Below are 21,669 nucleotides of genomic sequence, written 5' to 3' on the forward strand. Positions count from 1 at the left end.
GGCACAGGCGACGATCTTGCCTCGAGGCTGCATGGTCAGGCCGCGGTCGACCCGAATTCGGGCACCGCATCCTTCAGGATGGTCCTGATGGTGGCGCGATCGTCGCGGGCGATCGCCTGCTCCAGCGCAGCAATCCATTTGCGCAGCGTCTGCATCGGCGGTTCGTTCGGCTGCGCGGCCATGATGCCGGGAACACCGATCTCGCGGGTCGGCTCCTCGGAGGCGAACAGGATCTCGTGCAGCCGCTCGCCCGGCCGCATGCCGGTGAACACGATATCGATGTCGTAGCCCGGCTGCAGTCCGGAAAGGCGGATCATGCGCTCGGCGAGATCGACGATCTTCACCGGCTGGCCCATGTTGAGCACGTAGACCGAGACGTCGGGACGCTGCGTTCCGAGCGCATGCGTGGCCGCGGTGATGACGAGATCGCAGGCCTCGCGGATGGTCATGAAGTAGCGGACCATGTCGGGATGCGTCACCGTCACCGGGCCGCCGGCCTCGATCTGCGCCTTGAACTTCGGCACCACCGAGCCGTTCGAGGCCAGCACGTTGCCGAACCGGACCGAGATCAGCCGCATCGGCGGCTCGGCGCCGCCGCTGCCTGCGGCAAGCTCGTGATCGAGCGCCTGGCAGTACATCTCCGCAAAGCGCTTGGTCAGACCGAGCATCGACACCGGCTCGATCGCCTTGTCGGTCGAGATCATCACCATCGCGCCGGCGCCGGCCGCCACGGCGGCATCCGCAACGTTGATCGAGCCGAAGATGTTGGTCTTGACGCCTTCGCTCCAGTCGCGTTCGAGGATCGGAACGTGCTTGAGCGCCGCGGCGTGGAACACGATGTCCGGCTTGAACTCCGCCATCAGGCGCATGATGCGCTCACGGTCGCGAATGTCGGCGATCCGCCCTTCGATCTCGGCTGCCGCCCCCCGCGCGGCGAGCGCTTCCGTGATCGCGTAGAGCGCCGGCTCGGAGTTTTCCACGATCAGGAGCCGTGCGGCGCCGAAGGCGACGACGCGCTCGCAGATCTCTGCACCAATCGAGCCGCCGCCGCCGGTGACGATCACGGCCTTGCCCTTGATCAGCGCTTCCAGGCGCCCATAGTCGATCGTCTCGCTCGGCCGCAGCAGGAGGTCCTCGACCGCGACTGCGGTGAGCCGCGGCGTGTCGCCGCTCTCCAGCGAGGGCATACGGTTGACGATCACTCCCAGCTTGCGTGCCCGCATCAGGATCGATTCCGGGTGTGCTTCCGGCTCGAATGCCGACGGTGTCATGATGAGGCGCGCGATCGCCTTGTTGCGCTTGGCGAAGTCCGCGATGACGTCCTCGACGTCGTCGATGCCGCCCAGCACCGGCAGGTTACGGATGAACTGGCCGCGATCCGCCATCGAGGGCGACAATACGCCAACGGGCCAGATGTGCTTGATGGCCCCGCTCTCGATGCCGCGCAGCAGCACCTCCGCATCCGCGGCGCGGCCGATCAGCAGCGTCGGGGCGGCATCGCTGCCCTTCGCGTGACGCCGTACCCGCGTATAGCGGAAGTAGCGATAGGCCATGCGCAGCGCGCTGAGGAAGGTGATCTCCAGGAACCAGTAGAGAACGATCGTCACCTTGCCGAGGAAAAAGGCGCCGCGGACGTTGGGAGCGACGAAGATGTAGTCGAGCACGAGCAGGGCGACAGTGAGCACGGTCGCCGCGCGGATGATGTTCAGCGCATCCGGCAGCGAGATGAAGCGCCACTTCGTCGTGGTCAGGTTCAAGACGAAGAACACGACCACGCTGAAGGCCAGAAAATAGGGCAGGATCTGGAACAGCAGCGGCAAGCGCTCGAAGAAGTCTTCGCCACCCTCGAATCGCAGATAGAAGGCGGCAAAAAGCGCGGCCGTGGTCGCCAGCAGGTCGTGGAGCGCGATCAGGAAATTGCGCGAGGTAAGATGCGAAAGACGCGTCATCCGCCGACCGATGAATACCCAGTTAGATGCAACCTGACCGCGCTGATACCCCATCTGGGCAAGACTTGCCAGCCGCGCGACCGCTCAGGAACCAGCTTCCCTCATCGTCGCCTTGGCCTGTTGTGCCCGGATCACCATGCCGCCGGCAACGCCGACGCCGATGACGTACATCCAGCCCTCGTGGAAGTCGAACAGATGCGAGTTGAACAGCGAGGTGAAGACGTTCTGCACCACGACCAGGAGCCCGATCCAATTGGCAAGCCCGTCGCCGCGAAACAACAACAGATGCAGGATCCAGATCGTGTAGAGAACGGCGACGCCGATGAAGCCCCATTGCACGGCAACATTCAGCGTCTGATTGTGGGGGTTGCCGATCACTTCGGCTGACGCCTTGTGCTGACTGCCGGGCGTCGCGACGCGCTCGAACAATCCACGCGTCGAGCCCGTGCCGTGTCCTATGATCGGCGCCTCCGCGAAGAAGCTGAGCGACTTTCGCCAGAATTCGAGCCGCAGGCCCAGCGAGGTCGGCTCGCCCCTTTCCATATAGCGCGTGTAGTCGTCCGTAAACCTCTCGGCAGTATGGCGCAAGTGTGGAGAGACCTGCCAGGCGAGAAAGGCACCGGCGAGCAGCGCGGCGGCGACGATCGCGATGCTGCGCCACCTGAGGTGAAGGAACGCGAACACGCCGAACATGATCGGAATGGTGACGAGCGCGGTGCGCGACACCACCACGAAGGCCATGTTGACGAAAAAGCTGAGCGCAAGCGCCGTGAGCAGCCCGGCGAGCCAATATCGCTTCTCCCGCAGCAGCATCACGATCGGATAGGCGAGCGCGACGGCGCAGAGCGTGAATTCCTGGCTCTGGTCGATGTAGTTCTTGACGAAAATGCCGCGCTCCATGGGGTCGGTCTTGAGCGTGAGGTTCGGATAGAAGGTGACCAGCCAGGACATCACCGACAACAGGGCGCAGGACACCAGGAAGGCGACAAAGACCCACTGGCCGCGCTGCGAGCGCTCGAAATGATAGAGCAGGACCGGCAGCACGAGCAGCTTGACGGTTGGGTTGACCGCATAGAAGCGCGCGCCCCAGGCAGCATCCGACCATAGCGTCCCGACCAGCGCGAGCAGCACCAGCGCGATCGGCGCCACACAGATCGGACGCTTCAGCGATTGCAGGAAGGCGCGGACGTCGAGGAACGGCACCATGCAGAGCAGCATCAGCGCGTTGAAGATCCCGGCAAGCGACGTCGACCAGGGCAGCGAGGCCGCGGTCAGGATCGCAAACAGGTCGACTGTCTCGCGCCAGGCCGCCGGACTGCGCAGGCGCCGCCGCAACACCTCGCCGGGGGTCTCCCGGGCAAGCGCCGTCACTTGCTCCCTCCCCGAGCGCGATGAACCAGCGCCGTTGTGCTGAAGCCCTGGAGGATGTCGACCAGCACGACCGTTCCGCCCGCGGCCTCGACGACCTCGTGGCCGACGACCTGCTCGCGGGTGTAGTCGCCGCCCTTCACCAGCACGCCGGGCTTGATCCTGGTGATCAGGTCGATCGGGGTGTCCTCCGCGAAGATGACGACGAGATCGACGGCCTCCAACGCGGCGAGCACCTCGGCACGCGCGCGCTCGTCCTGCACCGGACGATCGGCGCCCTTCAGCCGCCGCACCGAGGCGTCGCTGTTGAGTCCCACGATCAGGCGATCACAGGCGGCGCGCGCCGCGGTCAGCACCTTGACGTGACCGGGATGAAGGATGTCGAAACAGCCATTGGTGAAGCCGACGCGCTGGCCCTGCCTCTTCCATTCGGCGAGCTGGGCATCGAGCGCGGCCGGATCGAGCACGATCTTCTCCTCGGCCGCGAGAGTGGCATGCGGCAGGATCTTTCGCCGCAGCTCGGCCGCGCTCACGCTGGCGGTGCCCTGCTTGCCGACGGCGACGGCGGCGGCGGCATTGGCCACGCGCAGCGCCGTATCCCAGTCCGCGCCGGCCGCAAGCGAAACCGCGAGCGCGGCGGCGACGGTGTCACCGGCGCCGGAGACGTCGCGCACCTTCACCGGGAAGGCCGGAACGTGCACGGCCCCGCCATTGCGCGGCACCAGCGTCATGCCGTGCTCGCCCTGCGTGACCAGGATCGCCTCGCAGTCGGCGAGGCGCATCACGTCCTCGCTGGCCTCGGCGATGCTCTGCACCGTCTCGGCACGGCTGCGGGTCGCCTCCGAGAATTCCTTGCGATTGGGCGTGAGCAGCGTGGCGCCGCGATAGATCGCCCAGTTCAGGCTCTTGGGATCGACCACCACGGGCTTGCCGAGCTTTCGCGCGGCGTCGATGGTGTGGCGGATCACGCGCGCGGTCAGCACGCCCTTGGCGTAGTCGGACAAAAGCACGATGTCGGCGCGCGCGATCTGCGGCAGGATCGCGTCGATCAGTTTCGCTTCGATGTCATCGGAAGCAGGCGCCGCCTGCTCCCAATCCGCGCGCAGCATGTGCGTGGAAAAATGCTCGGAGACGAAGCGGACTTTTCGCGTGGTCGGCCGCGAGGGATCGCACACCAGCACGCTTTCGATACCGGCTTGCTCACCCAGCGCCGATGCCAGCCGCCCGCCCGCATCGTCCTCGCCGACGAGGCCGACGAAGATGCAGCGCGCGCCGAGCGAAGCGACATTGCGCGCGACGTTGCCGGCGCCGCCGATGTGAATCTCGCTGCGCTGGGCGGCAATGACCGGCGTCGGCGCTTCCGGCGAGATCCGCGACACCTCGCCATAGACGAACTCGTCCAGCATGATGTCGCCGATGCAGAGCACCGTGCGGCCTGAGATCGTTTGCGCGAGGGCGTCGAAATCGAGAATGGGGGTCGCCATGATCGAAGGCCTCAGCGGAAGCGGTCGGGCCGGTCGAGATAATTCCCGACATAGGCTTTCACCGCGTCCTCGAGCGTCGTGAAGCCGCCGTTATAACCGGCGCGGCAGAGGCGATCGACCTCGCTCTGGGTGAAGTACTGGTAGCTGTTGCGGATGCTCTCGGGCATGTCGATGTATTCGATGTTGGGCCTGGTGCCGAGCGCGGCGTAGGCGGCCAGCATCAGATCCCTAAAGCTGCGCGCCTTGCCGGTGCCGACGTTGAACAGGCCGGAGACCGACGGCGTCGCCAGCAGCCACATGACGACGCGTACGACGTCGTCGACATAGATGAAGTCGCGGCGCTGGTCGCCGTCTTCGATGCCCTCGCGATGCGACTTGAACAGCTGCACGACGCGGCCCGCCTTGACGTCGTCGAAGCGCCGCGCCAGCACGCTCATCATCGAGCCCTTGTGGTATTCGTTGGGGCCGAACACGTTGAAGAATTTCAGCCCGGCCCATTGCGGCGGCAGCGGATCGCCGTTCGCCACGCGCGCGGCGACCGCGAGATCGAACATGTGCTTGCTCCAGCCGTAGAGATTCATCGGCCGCAATTTTTTCAGTGCCGGTAACGAAGCGTCGTCGTCAAAGCCGGCCTCGCCGTCGCCATAGGTCGCCGCCGAGGATGCATAGATGAACGGCACCGCGTTCATCGTGCACCAGTCCAGCAGGCGCATCGACAGGCGGAAATTGGTCTCGAACACGAGGTCGCCGTCGGTCGCGGTGGTCGCGGAGATCGCCCCGAGATGAATCATGGCGTCGAGCTTGCGGCCCGTCAGCCAGTCGGGCAGCTCGGCCGGGGGAACGATATCCACAAGCTGCCGCTTGGCGAGGTTGCGCCACTTGCCCTCGGTGCCGAGCAGGTCGCAGACCACGACGTCGCTGCGGCCGGCCTCGTTCAGCGCGGCCACGACATTCGATCCGATAAAACCGGCCCCGCCGGTCACCAGCAACATTCCAACCACCTGCCCGATTTTCTTAATGCCCGGTCCTGCCGTAGCGCATGATCCGCCAAAGTGTAAGCGGTTTTGGGATCGTCGCTTCTGCCGGCTTTACCTGCCGGCCGGGAGCGGCTACCGAACCGCCAACATCAGCACGTCTTCGGTCCTATTAACGAATGAATATCGATTCGCAATTTGTTGGAGATGCAGACCGGAGCGACACTCGCCCGCTCCTGATCATTCCCTACATGTGGATCGGCGATTTCGTGCGGAATCATACCGTCGTGCGGGTCCTGAAGGAGCGCTGGCCGAACCGGCCGGTCGATCTCCTGACCACGTCGCTGTGCGCCCCGCTGATCGATTACATGCCCGGCGTGCGCGCTGGCATCGTCTGGGACCTGCCGCGCGGCCGGCTCGCCGTGGCCCGGCAACTCGGCCTGGCAAAGCTCCTGCGCGAGCGGAACTACGGCACCGCCTTGGTACTGCCCCGGACCTGGAAGGCGGCGATCGCGCCGGCGCTGGCCGGTATCCCTGAACGGGTCGGCTTCGTCGGCGAGTTTCGGTTCGGTCTGATCAACCGCTGGCGCTGGGGCGAGAAGAAACTGCCCCGCTTCATCGACAAGAACGCCGCCCTGGCCCAGCCCGACGGCGCCCCCCTGCCTCCGGAATGGCCGGTGCCGCAACTGCGGGTCCCGGCCGATGAGATCGTCCGCTGGCGCGAGGCCAACGGCCTCGGCGCCGGAGCCGCCGTGGCGCTCGCCCCGGGCTCGGTCGGGGTCTCAAAACGCTGGACCTACTATCCCGAGGCGGCCCGGCTCCTGGTCGAGCGTGGCCTGGAGGTCTGGGTGGTCGGCGGCCCCGCCGAAAAGGGCCTCGCCCGGGAGATCGTCGCCGCGGGCGGCCCGGGGGTCCGGGACCTCACCGGGACCGATCTGCGCAACGGCGTCCTCGCCATGGCCGCCGCCGGCGTCGCCATCTCCAACGATTCCGGCCTGATGCACGTCGCCGCCGCCCTGGACACACCCACCATGGGCATCTTCGGCCCCACCAGCCCCTACCTCTGGGCCCCCCTCAACAGCCTTGCGGCAACGGTGGTGCAGGACAAGAGCGCGCTGTCCTGCCAGCCCTGCCAGAGCACGATCTGCAAGATGAACGACCACAGGTGCATGCGGGATATCGCGGCATCGGAGGTGGTGGGGATCGCGCAGCGGGTGCTGAAGGAGGCGGGGGCAAGGGCACTGACCTGAGGCGATCGAGGCTCGCGCGGATGGTGGCATCATGCCAGTGTTTTGCCCGACAAGTCAAAATTCAATTCGAAAAATCCGCAGTAGATCAAACGCTCCGCCAAGCCATTGATTTTAGTGACCTCGGCTACTGTGCATGGGGTTGTTTTCGCGGTTTTGTTTGGGAGCGGTGAAAACCGCGTCAGAGCAGCGGCCGATAGACCTCCCCGATTTGAGCCGCCTCGGCATCGAGGCTGAAGCGTTCGAGCACCCGTGCCCGCCCGCGCTCGCCCATTGCCGTCGCAGCGGCCACATCGCGCATCAGCGGCTCCAGCGCCGCAGCGAGCGCGTCGGCATCCCCCGGCGGGATCAGCACGCCGGTGACACCATCCTCCACCACGAGTTCGGCCGCGCCGGCGCGTGCGGCAACGAGCGCGCTGCCGGCCGCCATCGCCTCGATCAGCGTCAGGCCGAAGCCCTCGTTGCGCGAGGTGAAGGCGTAGATCGTCAGCCGCTGATACCAGCGCTGCACCGCTTCGATCGGCAGCTCGCCTGTGATGACGATGCGCGATTGCAGGTTGGCTGCTTCGATCCGCTTCTTCAGGTCATTGGCAAAGGGCATCTGCTCGGGCGTGACCTGCCCGACGATGACGGCCGTGAAATCCGGATAGCGCAGCAATAAGCGGCACATCGCGTCGACGAACACGTCGGTGCCCTTCTGCGCGCGCACGCGGCCGAAGCAGCCGACGGCGTAGCGGCCCGGCAGCGCGGCTTCCGCGAACGCCGCGGCACGATCGGTCGGCGGCGCATACACATCGGTGTCGACACCGTGCGGAATCACCGTCGCCTTCACCTTCAGGAACGAGGCCGAGATGTCGCTCGTTGCGATGATCGCGTCCATGCGCCGGATCAGCCAGCGCGTGATCCAGCTGTGATGCCGCTGCGCCGCCGAGGTGAACACGAGTTTCAGCGGCCAGCCGAGCGCGCGCAACGCGACGCCTGCCATCATCTCGTTGTTGCGGCGCGCATGCCAGATCACGGGTCGCTTGCGGCGCCACAACTTCAGAAAATCGGCAACGCTCAGCCGCGCGATCCCCTCCGGCGCGTCCGAGCCGAACCAGGCCGCGCGGTACAGTTTCGCCAGCCGCGGCGCCACCATCCGGTTGGTCGCGGTGACCCCGGAATAGCGCCTGTGCAGATTTGGCACGATCACGTCGAGATCGCCGGGGAAACTCGCCACGTCACACTCCATTTAGCAAAGTCCCTATACGCAACATTAAGCATAGTGACCAGTTCAGCCGCGCCGATACCCCCTCTTCACCACGCAAGCGCTAGCTTCGCGCGTTGATCGAAGACGGGTGAGATCATGACTGTGCTAGTCACCGGCGGCGCCGGCTACATCGGAAGTCACACGGTCCTGGCGCTGGCGGAAGCCGGCGAGGACGTTGTCGTGATCGACGATCTCTCCACCGGTTTCTCCGCTTACCTGCCCGAAGGCGTGCCGCTGTTCATCGGCGATGCCGGCGATGAAAACCTGCTCGAAGGCGTGATCGCCCAGCACGACGTCGAGAGCATCATCCATTTCGCGGGCTCGGTCGTCGTCCCGGATTCGATGCGCGATCCGCTCGGCTACTACCGCAATAACTTCACGACCGCGCGCAACCTGCTCAACGTTGCAGTCAAGCGCGGCATCGGTCGCTTCATCTTCTCCTCGACCGCCGCCGTCTACGGCAATCCGGACCAGGTACCGGTGCCCGAGCACGCGCCGACGCGGCCGCTGTCGCCCTACGGCTCGTCGAAGCTGATGACCGAGATCATGCTGCACGACGTCGCCGCCGCCTACGGCATGCAATACGTGACGTTGCGTTACTTCAACGTCGCCGGCGCCGACCCGCAGGCGCGCATCGGGCTCGCCACCGTCGGCGCCACGCATCTGCTCAAGATCGCGGTGGAAGCCGCAACCGGCCAGCGCGCCAAGATCGACGTGTTCGGCACCGACTATCCGACCCCGGACGGCAGCTGCATCCGGGACTTCATCCACGTCACGGACCTCTCGCAGGCCCACCGGTCGGCGCTCGCCTACCTGCGCAACGGCGGCGCCTCGACGACGCTGAATTGCGGCTACGGCCGCGGCTATTCGGTGCTGGAGACCATCGACGCGGTGCGGCGGGTTTCCGGCCGCAGCTTCGCCGTGCAGTACGCCCCGCGCCGGCCCGGCGACATCATGACCATGGTCGCCGACACCAGCCGCATCCGCGGCCTGCTCGACTGGCGCCCGCAATACGACGACCTCGAGACCATTGCGGCGCACGCCCTGGCCTGGGAGGACAAGCTGTTCCGCGAACGCCATGGCGAGCTCCGCCACGCCGTCTCGGCCTAGAATCATCCCAAGCGCAAGCCCTTAATTGGGCTTGAAAAACCCGGCTTGAGCGGGCACAGAGGCCCATCGATCCCTGACGCGCGGGCAGGTTTTGTCCCGCGCCGTCAATGGACACCGGATGGCCCAGTTTCCGAAGAAAATCACCGACGATCCCTACGCGGCAGCGGTTCTGATTCGCCGCCTGGTCACGGAACAGGGCATCGTCTACTGGCGGCGCTACCTCGTCGCCTTCGCGCTGATGGCGCTTGCCGCAGGCGCGACCGCAGGCGCGACCTATGTGCTCGGCCAGGTCATCAACCAGGCCTATGTCGACAAGAACATCCCGGGCATCGCGATGTTCTCGGGCATCACCGTCGCGTTGCTGTTCATCAAGGGCGTGGCGACCTACGGCCACATGGTGATCCTGACCAAGATCAGCAACGCGATTCTTGCCACCAACCAGCGCCAGCTGTTCGCCAAGCTGATGCGCGAGAGCGTCGGCTTCTTCTCCGAGCGGCATTCGTCCGAATTCCTGGCCCGGCTGACGGCGGGCGCCAAATCCATCACCGACGTGCTCAACATGCTGGTCAATGCCATCGGGCGCGACCTCCTGATGCTGCTCGCCATGATCGGCGTGATGGTGTGGCAGGATCCGCTGATGTCGTTCATCGGCCTCGTCGCGGTACCGCCGGCAATGCTGGTGCTGCGCAAGCTGGTCAAGCGCATCAAGGGCCTCGCCTTCAACCAGTTCACCGGCACCGCCGATATCATGGAGACGATGCAGGAATCGCTGCAAGGCATCCGCACCGTCAAGGCGTTCACGCTCGAAGAGACCATGCAGAAGCGGATCGACGAGAACATCGCGGTCGTCGAGCGCAACGCCAACAAGATGGCCCGCGTTGCCAACCGCTCCAACCCGCTGATGGAAATGCTCGGCGGCTTCGCGGTCGCTGGCTGCCTGATGTACGGCGGCTATGCCGTGGTCGCGCTCAACGCCACGCCCGGCGCGTTCTTCTCCTTCATGACCGCGTTCCTGATGGCGACCGAGCCGGCCAAGCGGCTGGCGCGGCTCAACATCGACCTCAACAGCCAGCTGGTCGGTGCGCGCATGCTGCTCGAAGTCGTCGACAGCCCGGCGAGCGAGCGGTCCGACGACGACAAGCCGTCGCTGAAGCTGTCAGATGCCCGCATCGAGCTGCGTGACGTCAGCTTCTCCTATCGTGACGGCGAGACCGTGCTCAACCGCATGAGCTTCACGGCCGAGCCCGGCAAGGTCACTGCGCTGGTCGGTCCCTCCGGCGGCGGCAAGTCGACCGTGCTGGCGCTGCTCTTGCGCTTCTACGAGGTGACGCAAGGCGACATCGTGATCGACGGCCAGTCGATCGGCGCGGTCTCGCGCAAATCGCTGCGGGCACAGACCGCCTATGTCGGCCAGGACGTCTATCTGTTCCGCGACACCATCCGCAGCAACATCGCCTTCGGCCGGCCGGGCGCGAGCGAGGACGAGATCGTCGACGCCGCCAAGGCCGCCTGCGCGCATGATTTCATCATGAGCTTCCCGCTCGGCTACGACACGCCGGTCGGCGAGCACGGTACGCAGCTCTCCGGCGGCCAGCGCCAGCGCATCGCGGTGGCGCGCGCGCTGATCAAGAACGCGCCGATCATCCTGTTGGACGAAGCCACCGCCGCGCTCGATTCCGAATCCGAGCGGCAGGTGCAGGAGGCGATCGAGCATCTCTGCCAGAACCGTACCACCATCGTGATCGCGCACCGCCTGCACACCATCATGCACGCCGACGCCATCCTGGTGGTCGAGGGCGGCGAGATCGTCGAGCAGGGCCGGCATGACGAGCTGCTCCGGCGCGGCGGGCGCTATGCCTCGTTCTTCCGGTTGCAGCATCACGACAGCAGCCCCTTGGGGCTGGCGCCGATCAGTGCAACCGCCTAGAATTTTCATCACCTCAAGACCAGCGAGACCGCTTCATGAACGCCGCCTCCTACGTCATCCCGCTTCCGCCGCAGGCTTCACTTCCCGTCGTCGGGGAGAGCGGCCGTTATCCGGTGCGCCGCATCTGGTGCGTCGGCCGCAATTATCTCGAGCACATCCGCGAGATGGGCAATGACGAGCGCGCCCCGCCGTTCTTCTTCGCCAAGCACGCCGACATGCTGGTGCCCGATGGCGCCACCATTCCCTATCCGCCGCTGACCAAGGACCTGCATCACGAGGTCGAGCTGATCGTCGCGATGAAGAGCGGCGGCCTCAACATCCCCGCGGACAAGGCGCTGGACCACGTTTACGGCTACGCCGTCGGCATCGATCTCACGCGCCGCGATCTGCAGATCGCCTCGCGCAAGAAGGAGCGTCCCTGGGAGATCGGCAAGTCGTTCGACTATTCGGCGCCCTGCTCCGCGGTTCAGCCGGCCTCGAAGATCGGCCATCCTTCGAAGGGCAAGATCTGGCTGACGGTCAACGGCAAGGAAGCGCAGAAGGGCGACCTCACCGAGTTGATCTGGAACGTGCCGGAGATCATCTGGCAACTCTCGCAGCAGGTGAAGCTCGCCGCCGGAGACATCATCATGACCGGCACGCCCGCCGGCGTGTCGCAGCTCCAACCCGGCGACAAGCTCGAATGCGGCGTCGACGGCGTCGGCACGCTGAAGGTGAGCATCGGACAGCCGGAATAGGCTGCACACGTCCGGACATCGAAAGGCCCCGGACCCATCCGGGGCTTTTTTGTTTTCACCGGGCCTTCACCGGCCGGTTGGCATGGCTCGTCTGCGGCACACCGCGATTGAGCGACATGTGCGAATGCACGCACAGCCAGTCAGCGCCATTCCTGGAAAACACCATCGTGGCGCGGCCGGGCCGCGCAAACGCGCTGCCATCGGGATGATAGCCCGTGCTCGTCCACGGCGCGATCACAGTCGCCATCGTGCCATCGGCAGACACCAGAACGGAAGTCTGCTCGATAACAAAGCGGAAATCGGTCGTCTTCGGCCAGACGTTGTCCCACTGCGTCGAGACCCACTGATCAAGGCCGGGAATGACATCGTTGTGCGTGCCGAAGGCGAGCACGTCCGGATGGAAAAGCGGCCGCGCCGAAGCGTAGTCGACCTCGCGGACATAGCCCGCGAAGGTCTCCAGCCAGTTGCGGAAGAACTGCGTGATCTCCGCGTCAGCAATCGGCAAGGAGGCCATTGGCCGGATCATTCACCGTAACGCCGACATCACGATGAGGCCGAGGATCAGCGCCGTCAGCGAGTATTTCAGCGTGTAGTAGACGTTGCGGTTCCACTCCTTGACCTTGCGGCTGGCGAGATGGATCTCGTAGAGCTTGCCGAACACCTTGTTGAGCACGCCGACATTCTCGCCATCGACGTTCTGGGTCGCCGACGCCTTGACGATGTGATGGCTGACCCAGCGGTTGATCGCGGTCATGAAGCCGAACTTCATCGGGCGCTCGACGTCGCAGAACAGGATGATGCGGTTGACGTCGGTGGCATTCTCGGCGCTGTGGATGAAGGTCTCGTCGAACATGAAGGCCTCGCCATCGCGCCAGACGCATTCGACGCCGTCAACGACAATCCGACACTTGTTCGAGTTCGGGGTGACCAAGCCGAGATGGTAGCGCAGCGAACCCGCGAAGGGATCGCGGTGGGCACCGAGCTTGCCGCCCGGGGGCAGCATCGCGAACATCGCGCCGTGCACGCTCGGGATCGAGTTCAAGAGCTCCACCGTCTTCGGACACAGCGTGCGTGCCGAGGGCAGGAAGTCGTCGTACCATTTCAGGTAAAACCGCTTCCAACCGCTCTTGAAGAACGAGTAGAAGCCCCAATCGTTGTTCTTCGCGGCGGCGCGAATGAAACCTTCGTCGAACAGGCGCACCGCCTCGTCGCGGATGGTCTCCCAGTTCTCGCTCAGGGGCTTCAGCTCGGGAAACTGATCGACCGGGATCACCGGCTTGTTCGGCACGGCCGAGCCGGCGTACATCAGCACGTTGTAGGGCGCGAGATAGGTCGAGTGATCGCCAAGCTGGCGCGCGAAGCGCAGCCGCTGCTTGCCGCGAAAGTGAACGTAAATCGTCGAGGCCGCCAGTACATAAAGAATGACAAGTTGCGGCGCAAAAAGCGGTTTCAGCATTTCCCCAGTTCCCGAGTGACCCAGCCGGGGACGTCATCTACTCCGGCCGGGCCCGGGCGACAAGATATTCACCGCTGGGTTGCAATCACGCTGGGGGGAGCGTTCGGACGGAGCTTGGGTGGAAAGGGCCGAAACCGTCCGAATCAAGCCCGCGACAGCGCCTGCAACCCCTTGAAAGTCAGGCGCTTGGGATCGGTGACGCCGGCCAGGTAGAGTCGGCGGATGAAGGCGATAACGGCGTCGCGGTCGCAATCGGTCAGCGCGACGACGGCGTCGACCGCGATCTTCTGGGCTTCCATTGGGCTCACCTCGGCTTTGCGAGTAACCCCGGCCGAGACAGGCTAGGACTCATCCGTTAAATCGGCGTTAACCGTTTTGGAACCCTCGCCGATTCAGCCGCGCCGCCGTATACGCAAAACAACGCATTGCGGGGGCGCGAAGCGGCTCAGCGCACCTTGATGCTCTTCTTCAGCAACGCAAACTGCTTCTTCAGCCGGGGCACCGCGAAGTCGGTGAAGGCCCGCACCTTCGGCACCGAGAGCCGGCCCTGCGGGCAGATCAAATGCGCGGGCATCTCCGGGTCCTCGTCGCCGGCCAGCACGATCTCGAGCTCGCCGCGCGCGACCTGCTCGGCGACCTGGTACGAATACATCCGCGCCAAGCCGCGCCCGGCGACGGCAGAGGCCACTGCCGCATAGGTGCTGTTGACAACGAGCCGCGGGGTGAACTGCACCGAGCGCGGCACCGATGAACCCGCCTGCGGGGCGAAGGTCCAGGAATTGGGCAGATGCGCCATGGCGACGATCTGGTGCTTGGCGAGATCGCCGGGCTCGGCGACGCGCGGATGCTGCTTCAGATAGCGCGGCGCTGCCACCACGACACGGCTGATCTCTCCGACCCGCATGGCAATCATCGCCGAATCCGCCAAGGGACCGATGCGAAGCGCGACGTCGATGCCCTCCTCGATCAGATTGACCGCGCGATCGAACAGCAGGAGCTTTGCCGACACGGTGGGATAGGCATCGAGAAACGCATCCAGGATCGGCCGCAAGACCATCTCCCCCGAGACCACGGGAGCGGTGACCGTGAGCAGGCCGCGCGGCGCCGTGCGCGGTCCGGCCGCGATATCGTCGGCTTCCTCGAGCTCGGCGAGCACACGGCGGCAGATCGCGGCGTAGCGCTCCCCCTCTTCGCTCAGCTTGATCGAGCGCGTGGTCCGGTGCAGCAGTTCGGCGCCGACGCGTTCTTCCAGAAAGGCAATAGCCCGGCTCACCGCCGCCGGCGAACGGCCGAGTTTGCGTCCTGCGGCGGCCAAGCTGCCTTCGTCCACGGCCAGGACGAACACTTTCATCGCATCCAGACGATCCATTCCCTTCCCGTCTTGCTCTGAGCTTCCGCTCGCAGGCTAGGCGTTCGCCGCAACCTCGACAACTACCGCCGGGCGCCGGCCCCGCATTCGTTCGCGCGGCGAAAGAGTGTGTGCCGGACGGCGGCTATTCGCGACCGGGCCGCCGCGGCGTACCTCAGCACGCAAGCCAGCCGCTGCTGGCGCAGGTCTCAAAGCCAACAACAGGAGCCCATCATGGGTATCGAGCAGAAGGTCGCCATCGTCACCGGTGCATCGCAGGGCATCGGCGCCGCACTGGTGCAGGGTTTTCGCGATCGCAACTACCGCGTCGTCGCTACGGCGCGCTCCATCAAGCCGTCTGGCGACGATGATGTCCTCGCCGTTCCCGGCGACATCGCCGACCGTTCCACTGCCGAGCGCGTAGTCTCGCAGGCGATCGCCCGCTTCGGCCGGGTCGACACGCTGGTCAACAACGCCGGCATCTTCGTCGCAAAGCCGTTCACGCAATACACGGCCGAGGACTATGCGGCGGTGATGGGAACGAACGTCGCGGGCTTCTTCAACATCACGCAACTCGCCATCGCCGAGATGGAGAGGCAAGGGTCCGGCCACGTGGTGCAGATCACGACCACGCTGGCGGATCAGGCCAATTCCAACGTGCCATCTGTGCTGGCCTCGCTGAGCAAGGGCGGGCTGAACGCTGCGACCAAATCGCTCGCGATCGAATACGCCAAGCGCAGCATCCGCGTGAACGCGGTCTCACCCGGCATCATCAAGTCGCCCATGCATCCGGTCGCGACGCATGCGCAGCTCAGCGCGCTGCACCCGGTCGGTCATATGGGCGAGATGTCCGACATCGTCGATGCGGTCCTCTATCTCGAGGGGGCCTCCTTCGTTACCGGCGAGATCCTGCATGTCGACGGCGGCCAGAGCGCCGGCCATTGAGACGAGGAGAAGCACGATGCCCATCGTCACCATTCAAGTCACCCGCGAGGGAACGACGCCGGGAGCGGCATCGCTCACGGCGGAGGAGAAGGCCGCGCTGATCAAGGGTTCGAGCCAGCTCCTGCTCGATGTGCTCGGCAAGCCGCTCGATTCCACCTTTGTGGTGATCGAGGAAGTGGACACCGACAATTGGGGCTGGGGCGGCCTGCCGGTGCAGGAATTCAGGCGTCGCCGCATCGCCCAGGCAGGATGATCCGCGCACCTTTGTGCGCAGGAGGATGACATGACCAGCGCAGACACGAAGCGACACGTCGAGACCCGTCCGCAACCGCGGCCGGGCTCGTCCTCACGAACGACCTGGCGATACGCCGTGGCGGGTTTGTCCGCATCGCTGGTCGGGCTTGGCCTCGCTCGCTTTTCCTACACGCCCCTGATCCCGGCTTTGATCGCCGCAAAATGGTTCAGCGCATCCGACGTCGTCTATCTCGGCGCTGCGAACCTCGCCGGCTATCTCGCCGGCGCGCTCGCAGCACGAGCGCTTGCCACCCGCATCGGCGCGGTCCGCGCGCTACGGGCGATGATGCTGCTCGCCACCGTCTCCTTCTTCGCCAGCTCGGCTCCGTTGTCGTTCAGCTGGTTCTTCGCGTGGCGCTTCCTGGCCGGTCTCACCGGCGGCATCATCATGGTGCTGGCGGCGTCCGTCATTCTACCGCATACCTCGGCCGCGCGGCGCGGCATCGTCGGTGGTGTGATCTTCGCCGGCGTCGGCCTCGGCGTAGCGGCATCGGGCACGCTGGTGCCATTGTTGCTGCAACAGGGTTTGCAGCAGAGCTGGTATGGTCTCGGCGTGCTCTCCGCCCTGCTCACGCTCGCGAGTTGGTGGAACTGGCCTGCTGAAACCAGGGCCGATGCTGCGCCTTCGCATCAAGCCAAGCCCCATCACGCCTTGCCGGCCGCCCGCGCGCTACTGGTCCAGTACGGCCTCAATGCGGTGGCGCTGGTGCCGCACATGGTGTTCATCGTCGACTTCGTGGCGCGCGGCCTCGGCCAGGGCATTGCCGCGGGATCGCGCTATTGGGTGCTGTACGGCCTCGGCGCGATCGTCGGCCCGCTGGTCACTGGTCATCTCGGTGACCGCTCGGGTTTCGGCCCCGCGCTGCGCGCGGCCTACCTGATCGAGGCGGCCGCCGTGCTGCTGCCAACCGTCAGCACCGCGCCGGTTTCATTGATCGTGTCGAGCGTCGTGGTCGGCGGCTTCACGCCGGGCATCGTGCCGCTGGTCCTGGGTCGCATCCATGAGCTCGTGCCTCACTCCAGCCAGCAGCAACGCGCGATATGGAGCCATGCCACCACCAGCTTTGCGCTGTTCCAGGCGGCCGCCGCTTACGGCTTCTCCTGGATCTACGCCCAGACGGGCGGCGACTATCTGGTGCTGTTCGGCCTCGGCGGCGGCGCCGTGGTGCTGGCGCTCGCGATCGATCTCGGGTTCGCGCTCACCACGCGCAAGGCATAGAGGCGAGCGACGGCGCGATCAGGAATACTGCATCACGCCGTCGTCGATCCGGCCGAAGCGCAGGGAGACGATGTCGAGCGCGTAGTTCTGATGCAGCCGCCACGGCCGCTTGGAACCCTGCTTCGGCAGATTTGCGACCGAGCGCTGCACGTAGCCCGAGGTGAAATCGAGCGAGGGCTGCGCGGTAATCTCGGGGTCGTCATTGTGAGGCATGCACTGGCGGAAATTATGCCGGTCCATGTAGTTGATGAGCCGGCAGACATATTCGCAGGTGAGATCGCATTTCAGCGTCCAGGATGCATTGGTGTAGCCGAGCGCCGAAGCCATGTTGGGCACGTCGGCATACATCATGCCCTTGTAGGTCAGCGTATTGGCGAAATCGACGGTGCGGCCGTCGACACTGACCTCGAGACCGCCGACGACCTGGAGCACCAGCCCGGTCGCCGTCACGATGATGTCGGCTGCAAGCTCGCGGCCGTCCTTCAGACGGATGCCGTCGCGTGTGAACGTATCGATCTCGCTGGTGACGACGGAGGCGCGCTGCTCGCGTATCGCCTTGAACAGATCGCCGTCGGGAACAAGGCATAGCCGCTGGTCCCAGGGATTGTAGCGCGGCGTGAAATGGGTCGCGACGTCGTAGTCAGGGCCGAGCGCCATGCGGACGCCCTTCAGGATGAGGTCCCTGACCTTGGCGGGCCGGCGCCGGCTGAGCTGGAAGAAGAACATCCCCCACATCACGTTGCGCCAGCGGATCAGATGATAGGCGAGCTGCGCCGGCAAATTGCGGCGCAATTTGTTGGCGAGAGGATCCTGCGCCGGGCGCGACACCACATAGGTCGGCGAACGCTGGAGCATGGTGACCTGCGCCGCCTTCTTGGCCAGCTCCGGCACGAGGGTCACCGCAGTGGCGCCCGAGCCGATCACGACGACGCGCTTGCCCGCGTAGTCGATGTCCTCGGTCCATTTCTGGGGATGCACGATGCGGCCGGCGAATTCCGCGGTGCCCTTGAACTCCGGCGTGTAGCCCGCTTCGTATTTGTAGTAGCCCGAGCACAGAAATAAGAAATTGCAGGTGAACCGCACGAGCTCGGTCGCGCCCTCGCCCGAGATGCGCTCGGCTTCCACCGTCCAGCGCGCGTCCGGTGTCGACCAGGCCGCGCGCTTGACGCGATGGCGAAAACGGATGTGCCTGTCGATGCCGTTCTCGGCCGCGGTCTCGCGCACATAGTTCAGGATCTGCGGCCCGTCGGCGATCGCCTTCGGATCGGTCCACGGCTTGAAGGAGTAGCCGAGCGTGAACATGTCGCTGTCGGAACGGATGCCGGGATAGCGGAACAGGTCCCAGGTGCCGCCGATGCAGTCGCGGCCCTCGAGGATGACGTAGCTCTTGGTCGGACACTTGGTCTGCAGATGATAGCCCGCGCCGATGCCCGACAGGCCGGCACCGACGATCAGCACGTCGAAATGTTCTGATTGCATGGTTTCCTCCGCCGCCGGCGAGTGTCCGCCCGCCGCTGCTGGCCGTCAATCGGCAATCAGCCGTGCAGCAACTGAAAAGCGAACCGAATTCCATGCGCCGAAACAACGAAGCCCCGGATCGCTCCGGGGCTTCGCGTCGAGATCGATCGAACCAGCAGGTCAGTACCGGTAGTGGTCCGATTTGTACGGGCCTTCCTGCTTGACGCCGATGTAGTCGGCCTGGTCCTTGCGCAGCTCGGTGAGCTTGACGCCGATCTTGGCGAGATGCAGGCGCGCGACCTTCTCGTCGAGCGTCTTCGGCAGCACGTAGACCTTCTTCTCGTACTTGCCGTCCTTGTTGTTGGCGAACAGCTCGATCTGCGCCAGCGTCTGGTTGGTGAAGGACGCCGACATCACGAAGGACGGATGGCCCATGGCGTTGCCGAGGTTCACGAGGCGGCCTTCCGACAGCATGATGATGCGGTGCTTGTCGGGGAACTCGATCTCGTCGACCTGCGGCTTGATGTTGGTCCACTTCAGATTGCGGAGCGCCGCGATCTGGATCTCGTTGTCGAAGTGACCGATATTGCAGACGATGGCGCGATCCTTCATCGCGCGCATGTGCTCGATGGTGATGATGTCCTTGTTGCCCGTGGCGGTGACGAAGATGTCGGCGCGAGGCGCGGCGTCTTCCATGGTCACGACCTCGTAGCCCTCCATCGCAGCCTGCAGCGCGCAGATCGGATCGACTTCCGACACCATGACGCGGCAGCCGGCCTGACGCAGCGAGGCCGCCGAGCCCTTGCCGACGTCGCCGAAGCCCGCGACCATCGCCACCTTGCCCGACAGCATCACGTCGGTACCACGGCGGATGCCGTCGACCAGCGATTCACGGCAGCCATAGAGGTTGTCGAACTTTGACTTGGTGACGCTGTCGTTGACGTTGATGGCGGGGAACAGGAGCGTACCCTTGTTGGCCATCTCGTAGAGGCGATGCACGCCCGTGGTGGTCTCTTCGGAGACGCCCTTGATGTTCTTGGCGATCTCGCCGAAATAGCCCTTCGGCTTCTCTTTCAGCAGGCGCTTGACCAGCGCGTAGAAGATCTCCTCTTCCTCCGAACCCGGCTTGTCGAGGAAAGCGGTGTCGCCCTTCTCGGCGCGGACGCCGGCATGCACCAGCATGGTGGCATCGCCGCCATCATCGAGGATCATGTTCGGCGTGCCGCCACCATGCCAGTCGAACAGCTTTGCGGTGTAGTCCCAGTATTCGGTCAGCGTCTCGCCCTTGACTGCGAACACGGGAATGCCGGCGGCGGCGATCGCGGCCGCGGCGTGGTCTTGCGTCGAATAAATGTTGCAGGAGACCCAGCGGATGTCTGCGCCGAGCGCTGCCAGCGTCTCGATCAGCACCGCGGTCTGGATCGTCATGTGAAGCGAGCCGGCGATGCGCGCGCCCTTCAGCGGCTGCTTCGGCCCGTACTCCTCGCGGGTGGCCATCAGGCCGGGCATCTCGGTCTCGGCGAGCGAGATCTCCTTGCGGCCGAAATCGGCGAGCGAAATGTCCTTGACGATGTAATCGGTGAAGCCGGGCTTCGCGTTCATAGGGGGTTCCTGTTTGTTGGCTGGTCATTCCGGGGCGCTCGCGAAACAAGCGAACCCGGAATGACACAAGAGAATTAGAGCGCGCGCTTGAGCTGCTCGACGAGGTCGGTCTTCTCCCAGGAGAAGCCGCCCTCGTTGTCGGGCGTGCGGCCGAAATGACCGTAGGCCGAGGTACGAGCGTAGATCGGACGGTTGAGGTCGAGATGGCTGCGGATGCCGCGCGGCGTGAGATCCATCGCCTGCGCCGCCGCCTTCTCGAGCTGGTCCTCCGACACCTTACCGGTGCCGTGGGTGTCGATGTAGATCGACAGCGGACGCGCCACGCCGATGGCGTAGGCGAGCTGGAGCGTGCACCGGTCGGCGAGACCGGCGGCGACGATGTTCTTGGCGACGTAGCGCGCCGCATACGCAGCCGAACGGTCGACCTTGGTCGGATCCTTGCCGGAGAACGCGCCGCCGCCATGCGGGGCCGCGCCACCATAGGTGTCGACGATGATCTTGCGGCCGGTGAGACCGGTGTCACCATCAGGACCGCCGATGAAGAACTTGCCGGTCGGGTTGATGTGCCAGATCGTCTTTGGCGTGATCCAGTCGTTCGGCAGCGCCTCGCGCACATAGGGCTCGACGATGTCGCGGATCTGCTTGGACGAGATATCCTCGACCAGATGCTGGTGCGACACCACGATCTCGCGCACGCCGACCGGCTTGCCGTTCTCGTACTGCACGGTGACCTGGCTCTTGGAATCCGGGCCCAGCACCTTCTCCTTGCCGGAGTGACGGGCTTCGGAGATCAGGCGCAGGATCTTGTGGGCGTAGAAGATCGGCGCCGGCATCAGATCGGGCGTCTCGTTGGTAGCGTAACCGAACATGATGCCCTGGTCGCCCGCGCCTTCTTCCTTGACCTCGCCCGGCTGAAGCGCGTCCACGCCCTGAGCGATGTCGGCCGACTGCGGATGCAGGAGGATTTCGATGTCGCAGGTCTTCCAGTGAAAGCCCTCCTGCTCGTAGCCGATGTCCTTGATCGCGCCCCGGACGACGCTCTCGATCTGCTCGTTGGTCACCGACTTCGGACCGCGGGTCTCGCCGGCGATCACCACCTTGTTGGTGGTCGCGAGCGTCTCGCAGGCGGCGCGGATGTCCCACGGATCGATGCCCGCCTTCGGCCCTTCACGATAGAACAGGTCGACGATCTCGTCGGAGATCCGGTCACAGACCTTGTCCGGATGGCCCTCGGACACGGACTCGCTGGTGAAGAGATAGGACGCGCGCATCAGTAACCCCTTGTTCCGCCGCTAGCCGGCG

Annotated in this window: 19 protein-coding genes; 7 read left to right on the top strand and 12 right to left on the bottom strand. The window is 65.2% G+C overall.

Annotation, left to right across the window (positions count from 1 at the left end; genetic code table 11):
• Nucleotides 1-35 precede the first annotated feature (35 nt).
• The 4 genes from ACM42_RS36395 to rfaD form a co-directional block, all read right to left on the bottom strand.
• Nucleotides 36-1,949: a nucleoside-diphosphate sugar epimerase/dehydratase gene (locus ACM42_RS36395; protein ID WP_271533268.1), complete on the bottom strand. Its 1,914-nt coding sequence runs from the start codon at nt 1,947-1,949 to the stop codon at nt 36-38.
• Nucleotides 1,950-2,033: 84 nt separating this feature from the next.
• A complete protein-coding gene (locus tag ACM42_RS36400; protein ID WP_271533270.1) occupies nt 2,034-3,320 on the bottom strand; it encodes an O-antigen ligase family protein in 1,287 nt (428 codons plus the stop codon).
• The gene (gene rfaE1 / locus ACM42_RS36405; protein ID WP_271533272.1) at nt 3,317-4,801 is read right to left on the bottom strand and encodes a D-glycero-beta-D-manno-heptose-7-phosphate kinase; all 1,485 of its coding nucleotides are present in this window, start codon (nt 4,799-4,801) and stop codon (nt 3,317-3,319) included. Before rfaE1 ends, ACM42_RS36400 begins: the two co-directional genes overlap by 4 nt.
• Before the next feature lie 11 nt (nt 4,802-4,812).
• Nucleotides 4,813-5,793, bottom strand: coding sequence for an ADP-glyceromanno-heptose 6-epimerase (gene rfaD, locus ACM42_RS36410; RefSeq protein WP_271533274.1), 981 nt, complete (start codon nt 5,791-5,793; stop codon nt 4,813-4,815).
• 161 nt (nt 5,794-5,954) lie between these two features.
• Between rfaD and waaF the strand changes: the two genes are divergently transcribed.
• Nucleotides 5,955-7,025, top strand: a complete 1,071-nt coding sequence (gene waaF, locus ACM42_RS36415; RefSeq protein WP_271533275.1) for a lipopolysaccharide heptosyltransferase II — start codon at nt 5,955-5,957, stop codon at nt 7,023-7,025.
• A 178-nt stretch (nt 7,026-7,203) separates the two neighbouring features.
• Here the strand turns inward: waaF and ACM42_RS36420 are convergent, their stop codons facing one another.
• Nucleotides 7,204-8,241 (bottom strand): glycosyltransferase family 4 protein, encoded by a 1,038-nt coding sequence (locus ACM42_RS36420; protein WP_271533277.1) that lies wholly within the window; start codon nt 8,239-8,241, stop codon nt 7,204-7,206.
• Between the two features lie 126 nt (nt 8,242-8,367).
• Here ACM42_RS36420 and galE point away from each other — a divergent pair, with 126 nt between their 5' ends.
• From galE to ACM42_RS36435, 3 genes are all read left to right on the top strand, one after another.
• On the top strand, nt 8,368-9,381 hold the full coding sequence (gene galE, locus ACM42_RS36425; RefSeq protein WP_271533279.1) for a UDP-glucose 4-epimerase GalE: 1,014 nt from the start codon (nt 8,368-8,370) through the stop codon (nt 9,379-9,381).
• Nucleotides 9,382-9,499: 118 nt separating this feature from the next.
• Nucleotides 9,500-11,308 (top strand): ABC transporter ATP-binding protein, encoded by a 1,809-nt coding sequence (locus tag ACM42_RS36430; RefSeq protein ID WP_271533281.1) that lies wholly within the window; start codon nt 9,500-9,502, stop codon nt 11,306-11,308.
• 35 nt (nt 11,309-11,343) lie between these two features.
• Nucleotides 11,344-12,045 (top strand): fumarylacetoacetate hydrolase family protein, encoded by a 702-nt coding sequence (locus ACM42_RS36435; protein WP_028179464.1) that lies wholly within the window; start codon nt 11,344-11,346, stop codon nt 12,043-12,045.
• 55 nt (nt 12,046-12,100) lie between these two features.
• On the opposite strand, the gene ACM42_RS36440 is transcribed toward ACM42_RS36435, so the two are convergent.
• From ACM42_RS36440 to ACM42_RS36455, 4 genes are all read right to left on the bottom strand, one after another.
• The gene (locus ACM42_RS36440) at nt 12,101-12,559 is read right to left on the bottom strand and encodes a YybH family protein (protein WP_271533282.1); all 459 of its coding nucleotides are present in this window, start codon (nt 12,557-12,559) and stop codon (nt 12,101-12,103) included.
• Between the two features lie 12 nt (nt 12,560-12,571).
• Nucleotides 12,572-13,501 (bottom strand): aspartyl/asparaginyl beta-hydroxylase domain-containing protein, encoded by a 930-nt coding sequence (locus tag ACM42_RS36445; RefSeq protein ID WP_271533284.1) that lies wholly within the window; start codon nt 13,499-13,501, stop codon nt 12,572-12,574.
• 143 nt (nt 13,502-13,644) lie between these two features.
• Nucleotides 13,645-13,800, bottom strand: a complete 156-nt coding sequence (locus ACM42_RS36450; RefSeq protein ID WP_014493894.1) for a hypothetical protein — start codon at nt 13,798-13,800, stop codon at nt 13,645-13,647.
• Nucleotides 13,801-13,946: 146 nt separating this feature from the next.
• Nucleotides 13,947-14,870: a LysR family transcriptional regulator gene (locus tag ACM42_RS36455; protein ID WP_271533286.1), complete on the bottom strand. Its 924-nt coding sequence runs from the start codon at nt 14,868-14,870 to the stop codon at nt 13,947-13,949.
• 213 nt (nt 14,871-15,083) lie between these two features.
• On the opposite strand from ACM42_RS36455, the gene ACM42_RS36460 reads away from it, so the two are divergent.
• From ACM42_RS36460 to ACM42_RS36470, 3 genes are read left to right on the top strand one after another with little or no spacing between them, the layout of a single operon-like run.
• The gene (locus tag ACM42_RS36460) at nt 15,084-15,794 is read left to right on the top strand and encodes an SDR family NAD(P)-dependent oxidoreductase (protein ID WP_271533287.1); all 711 of its coding nucleotides are present in this window, start codon (nt 15,084-15,086) and stop codon (nt 15,792-15,794) included.
• Between the two features lie 16 nt (nt 15,795-15,810).
• Nucleotides 15,811-16,047 carry a tautomerase family protein gene (locus ACM42_RS36465; RefSeq protein ID WP_271533289.1) on the top strand — a complete coding sequence of 79 codons (237 nt, stop codon included), beginning with the start codon at nt 15,811-15,813 and terminating at the stop codon, nt 16,045-16,047.
• 30 nt (nt 16,048-16,077) lie between these two features.
• On the top strand, nt 16,078-17,307 hold the full coding sequence (locus ACM42_RS36470; protein WP_271533291.1) for a YbfB/YjiJ family MFS transporter: 1,230 nt from the start codon (nt 16,078-16,080) through the stop codon (nt 17,305-17,307).
• An 18-nt stretch (nt 17,308-17,325) separates the two neighbouring features.
• On the opposite strand, the gene ACM42_RS36475 is transcribed toward ACM42_RS36470, so the two are convergent.
• From ACM42_RS36475 to metK, 3 genes are all read right to left on the bottom strand, one after another.
• On the bottom strand, nt 17,326-18,786 hold the full coding sequence (locus ACM42_RS36475; protein WP_271533293.1) for a flavin-containing monooxygenase: 1,461 nt from the start codon (nt 18,784-18,786) through the stop codon (nt 17,326-17,328).
• Nucleotides 18,787-18,945: 159 nt separating this feature from the next.
• On the bottom strand, nt 18,946-20,367 hold the full coding sequence (gene ahcY / locus ACM42_RS36480) for an adenosylhomocysteinase (RefSeq protein WP_061878853.1): 1,422 nt from the start codon (nt 20,365-20,367) through the stop codon (nt 18,946-18,948).
• A 74-nt stretch (nt 20,368-20,441) separates the two neighbouring features.
• Nucleotides 20,442-21,638 carry a methionine adenosyltransferase gene (gene metK / locus ACM42_RS36485; RefSeq protein WP_271533296.1) on the bottom strand — a complete coding sequence of 399 codons (1,197 nt, stop codon included), beginning with the start codon at nt 21,636-21,638 and terminating at the stop codon, nt 20,442-20,444.
• Between the last annotated feature and the right edge of the window lie 31 nt (nt 21,639-21,669).

It is taken from the genome of Bradyrhizobium sp. CCBAU 25338, assembly GCF_028128965.1.
Taxonomy (GTDB): domain Bacteria; phylum Pseudomonadota; class Alphaproteobacteria; order Rhizobiales; family Xanthobacteraceae; genus Bradyrhizobium; species Bradyrhizobium liaoningense.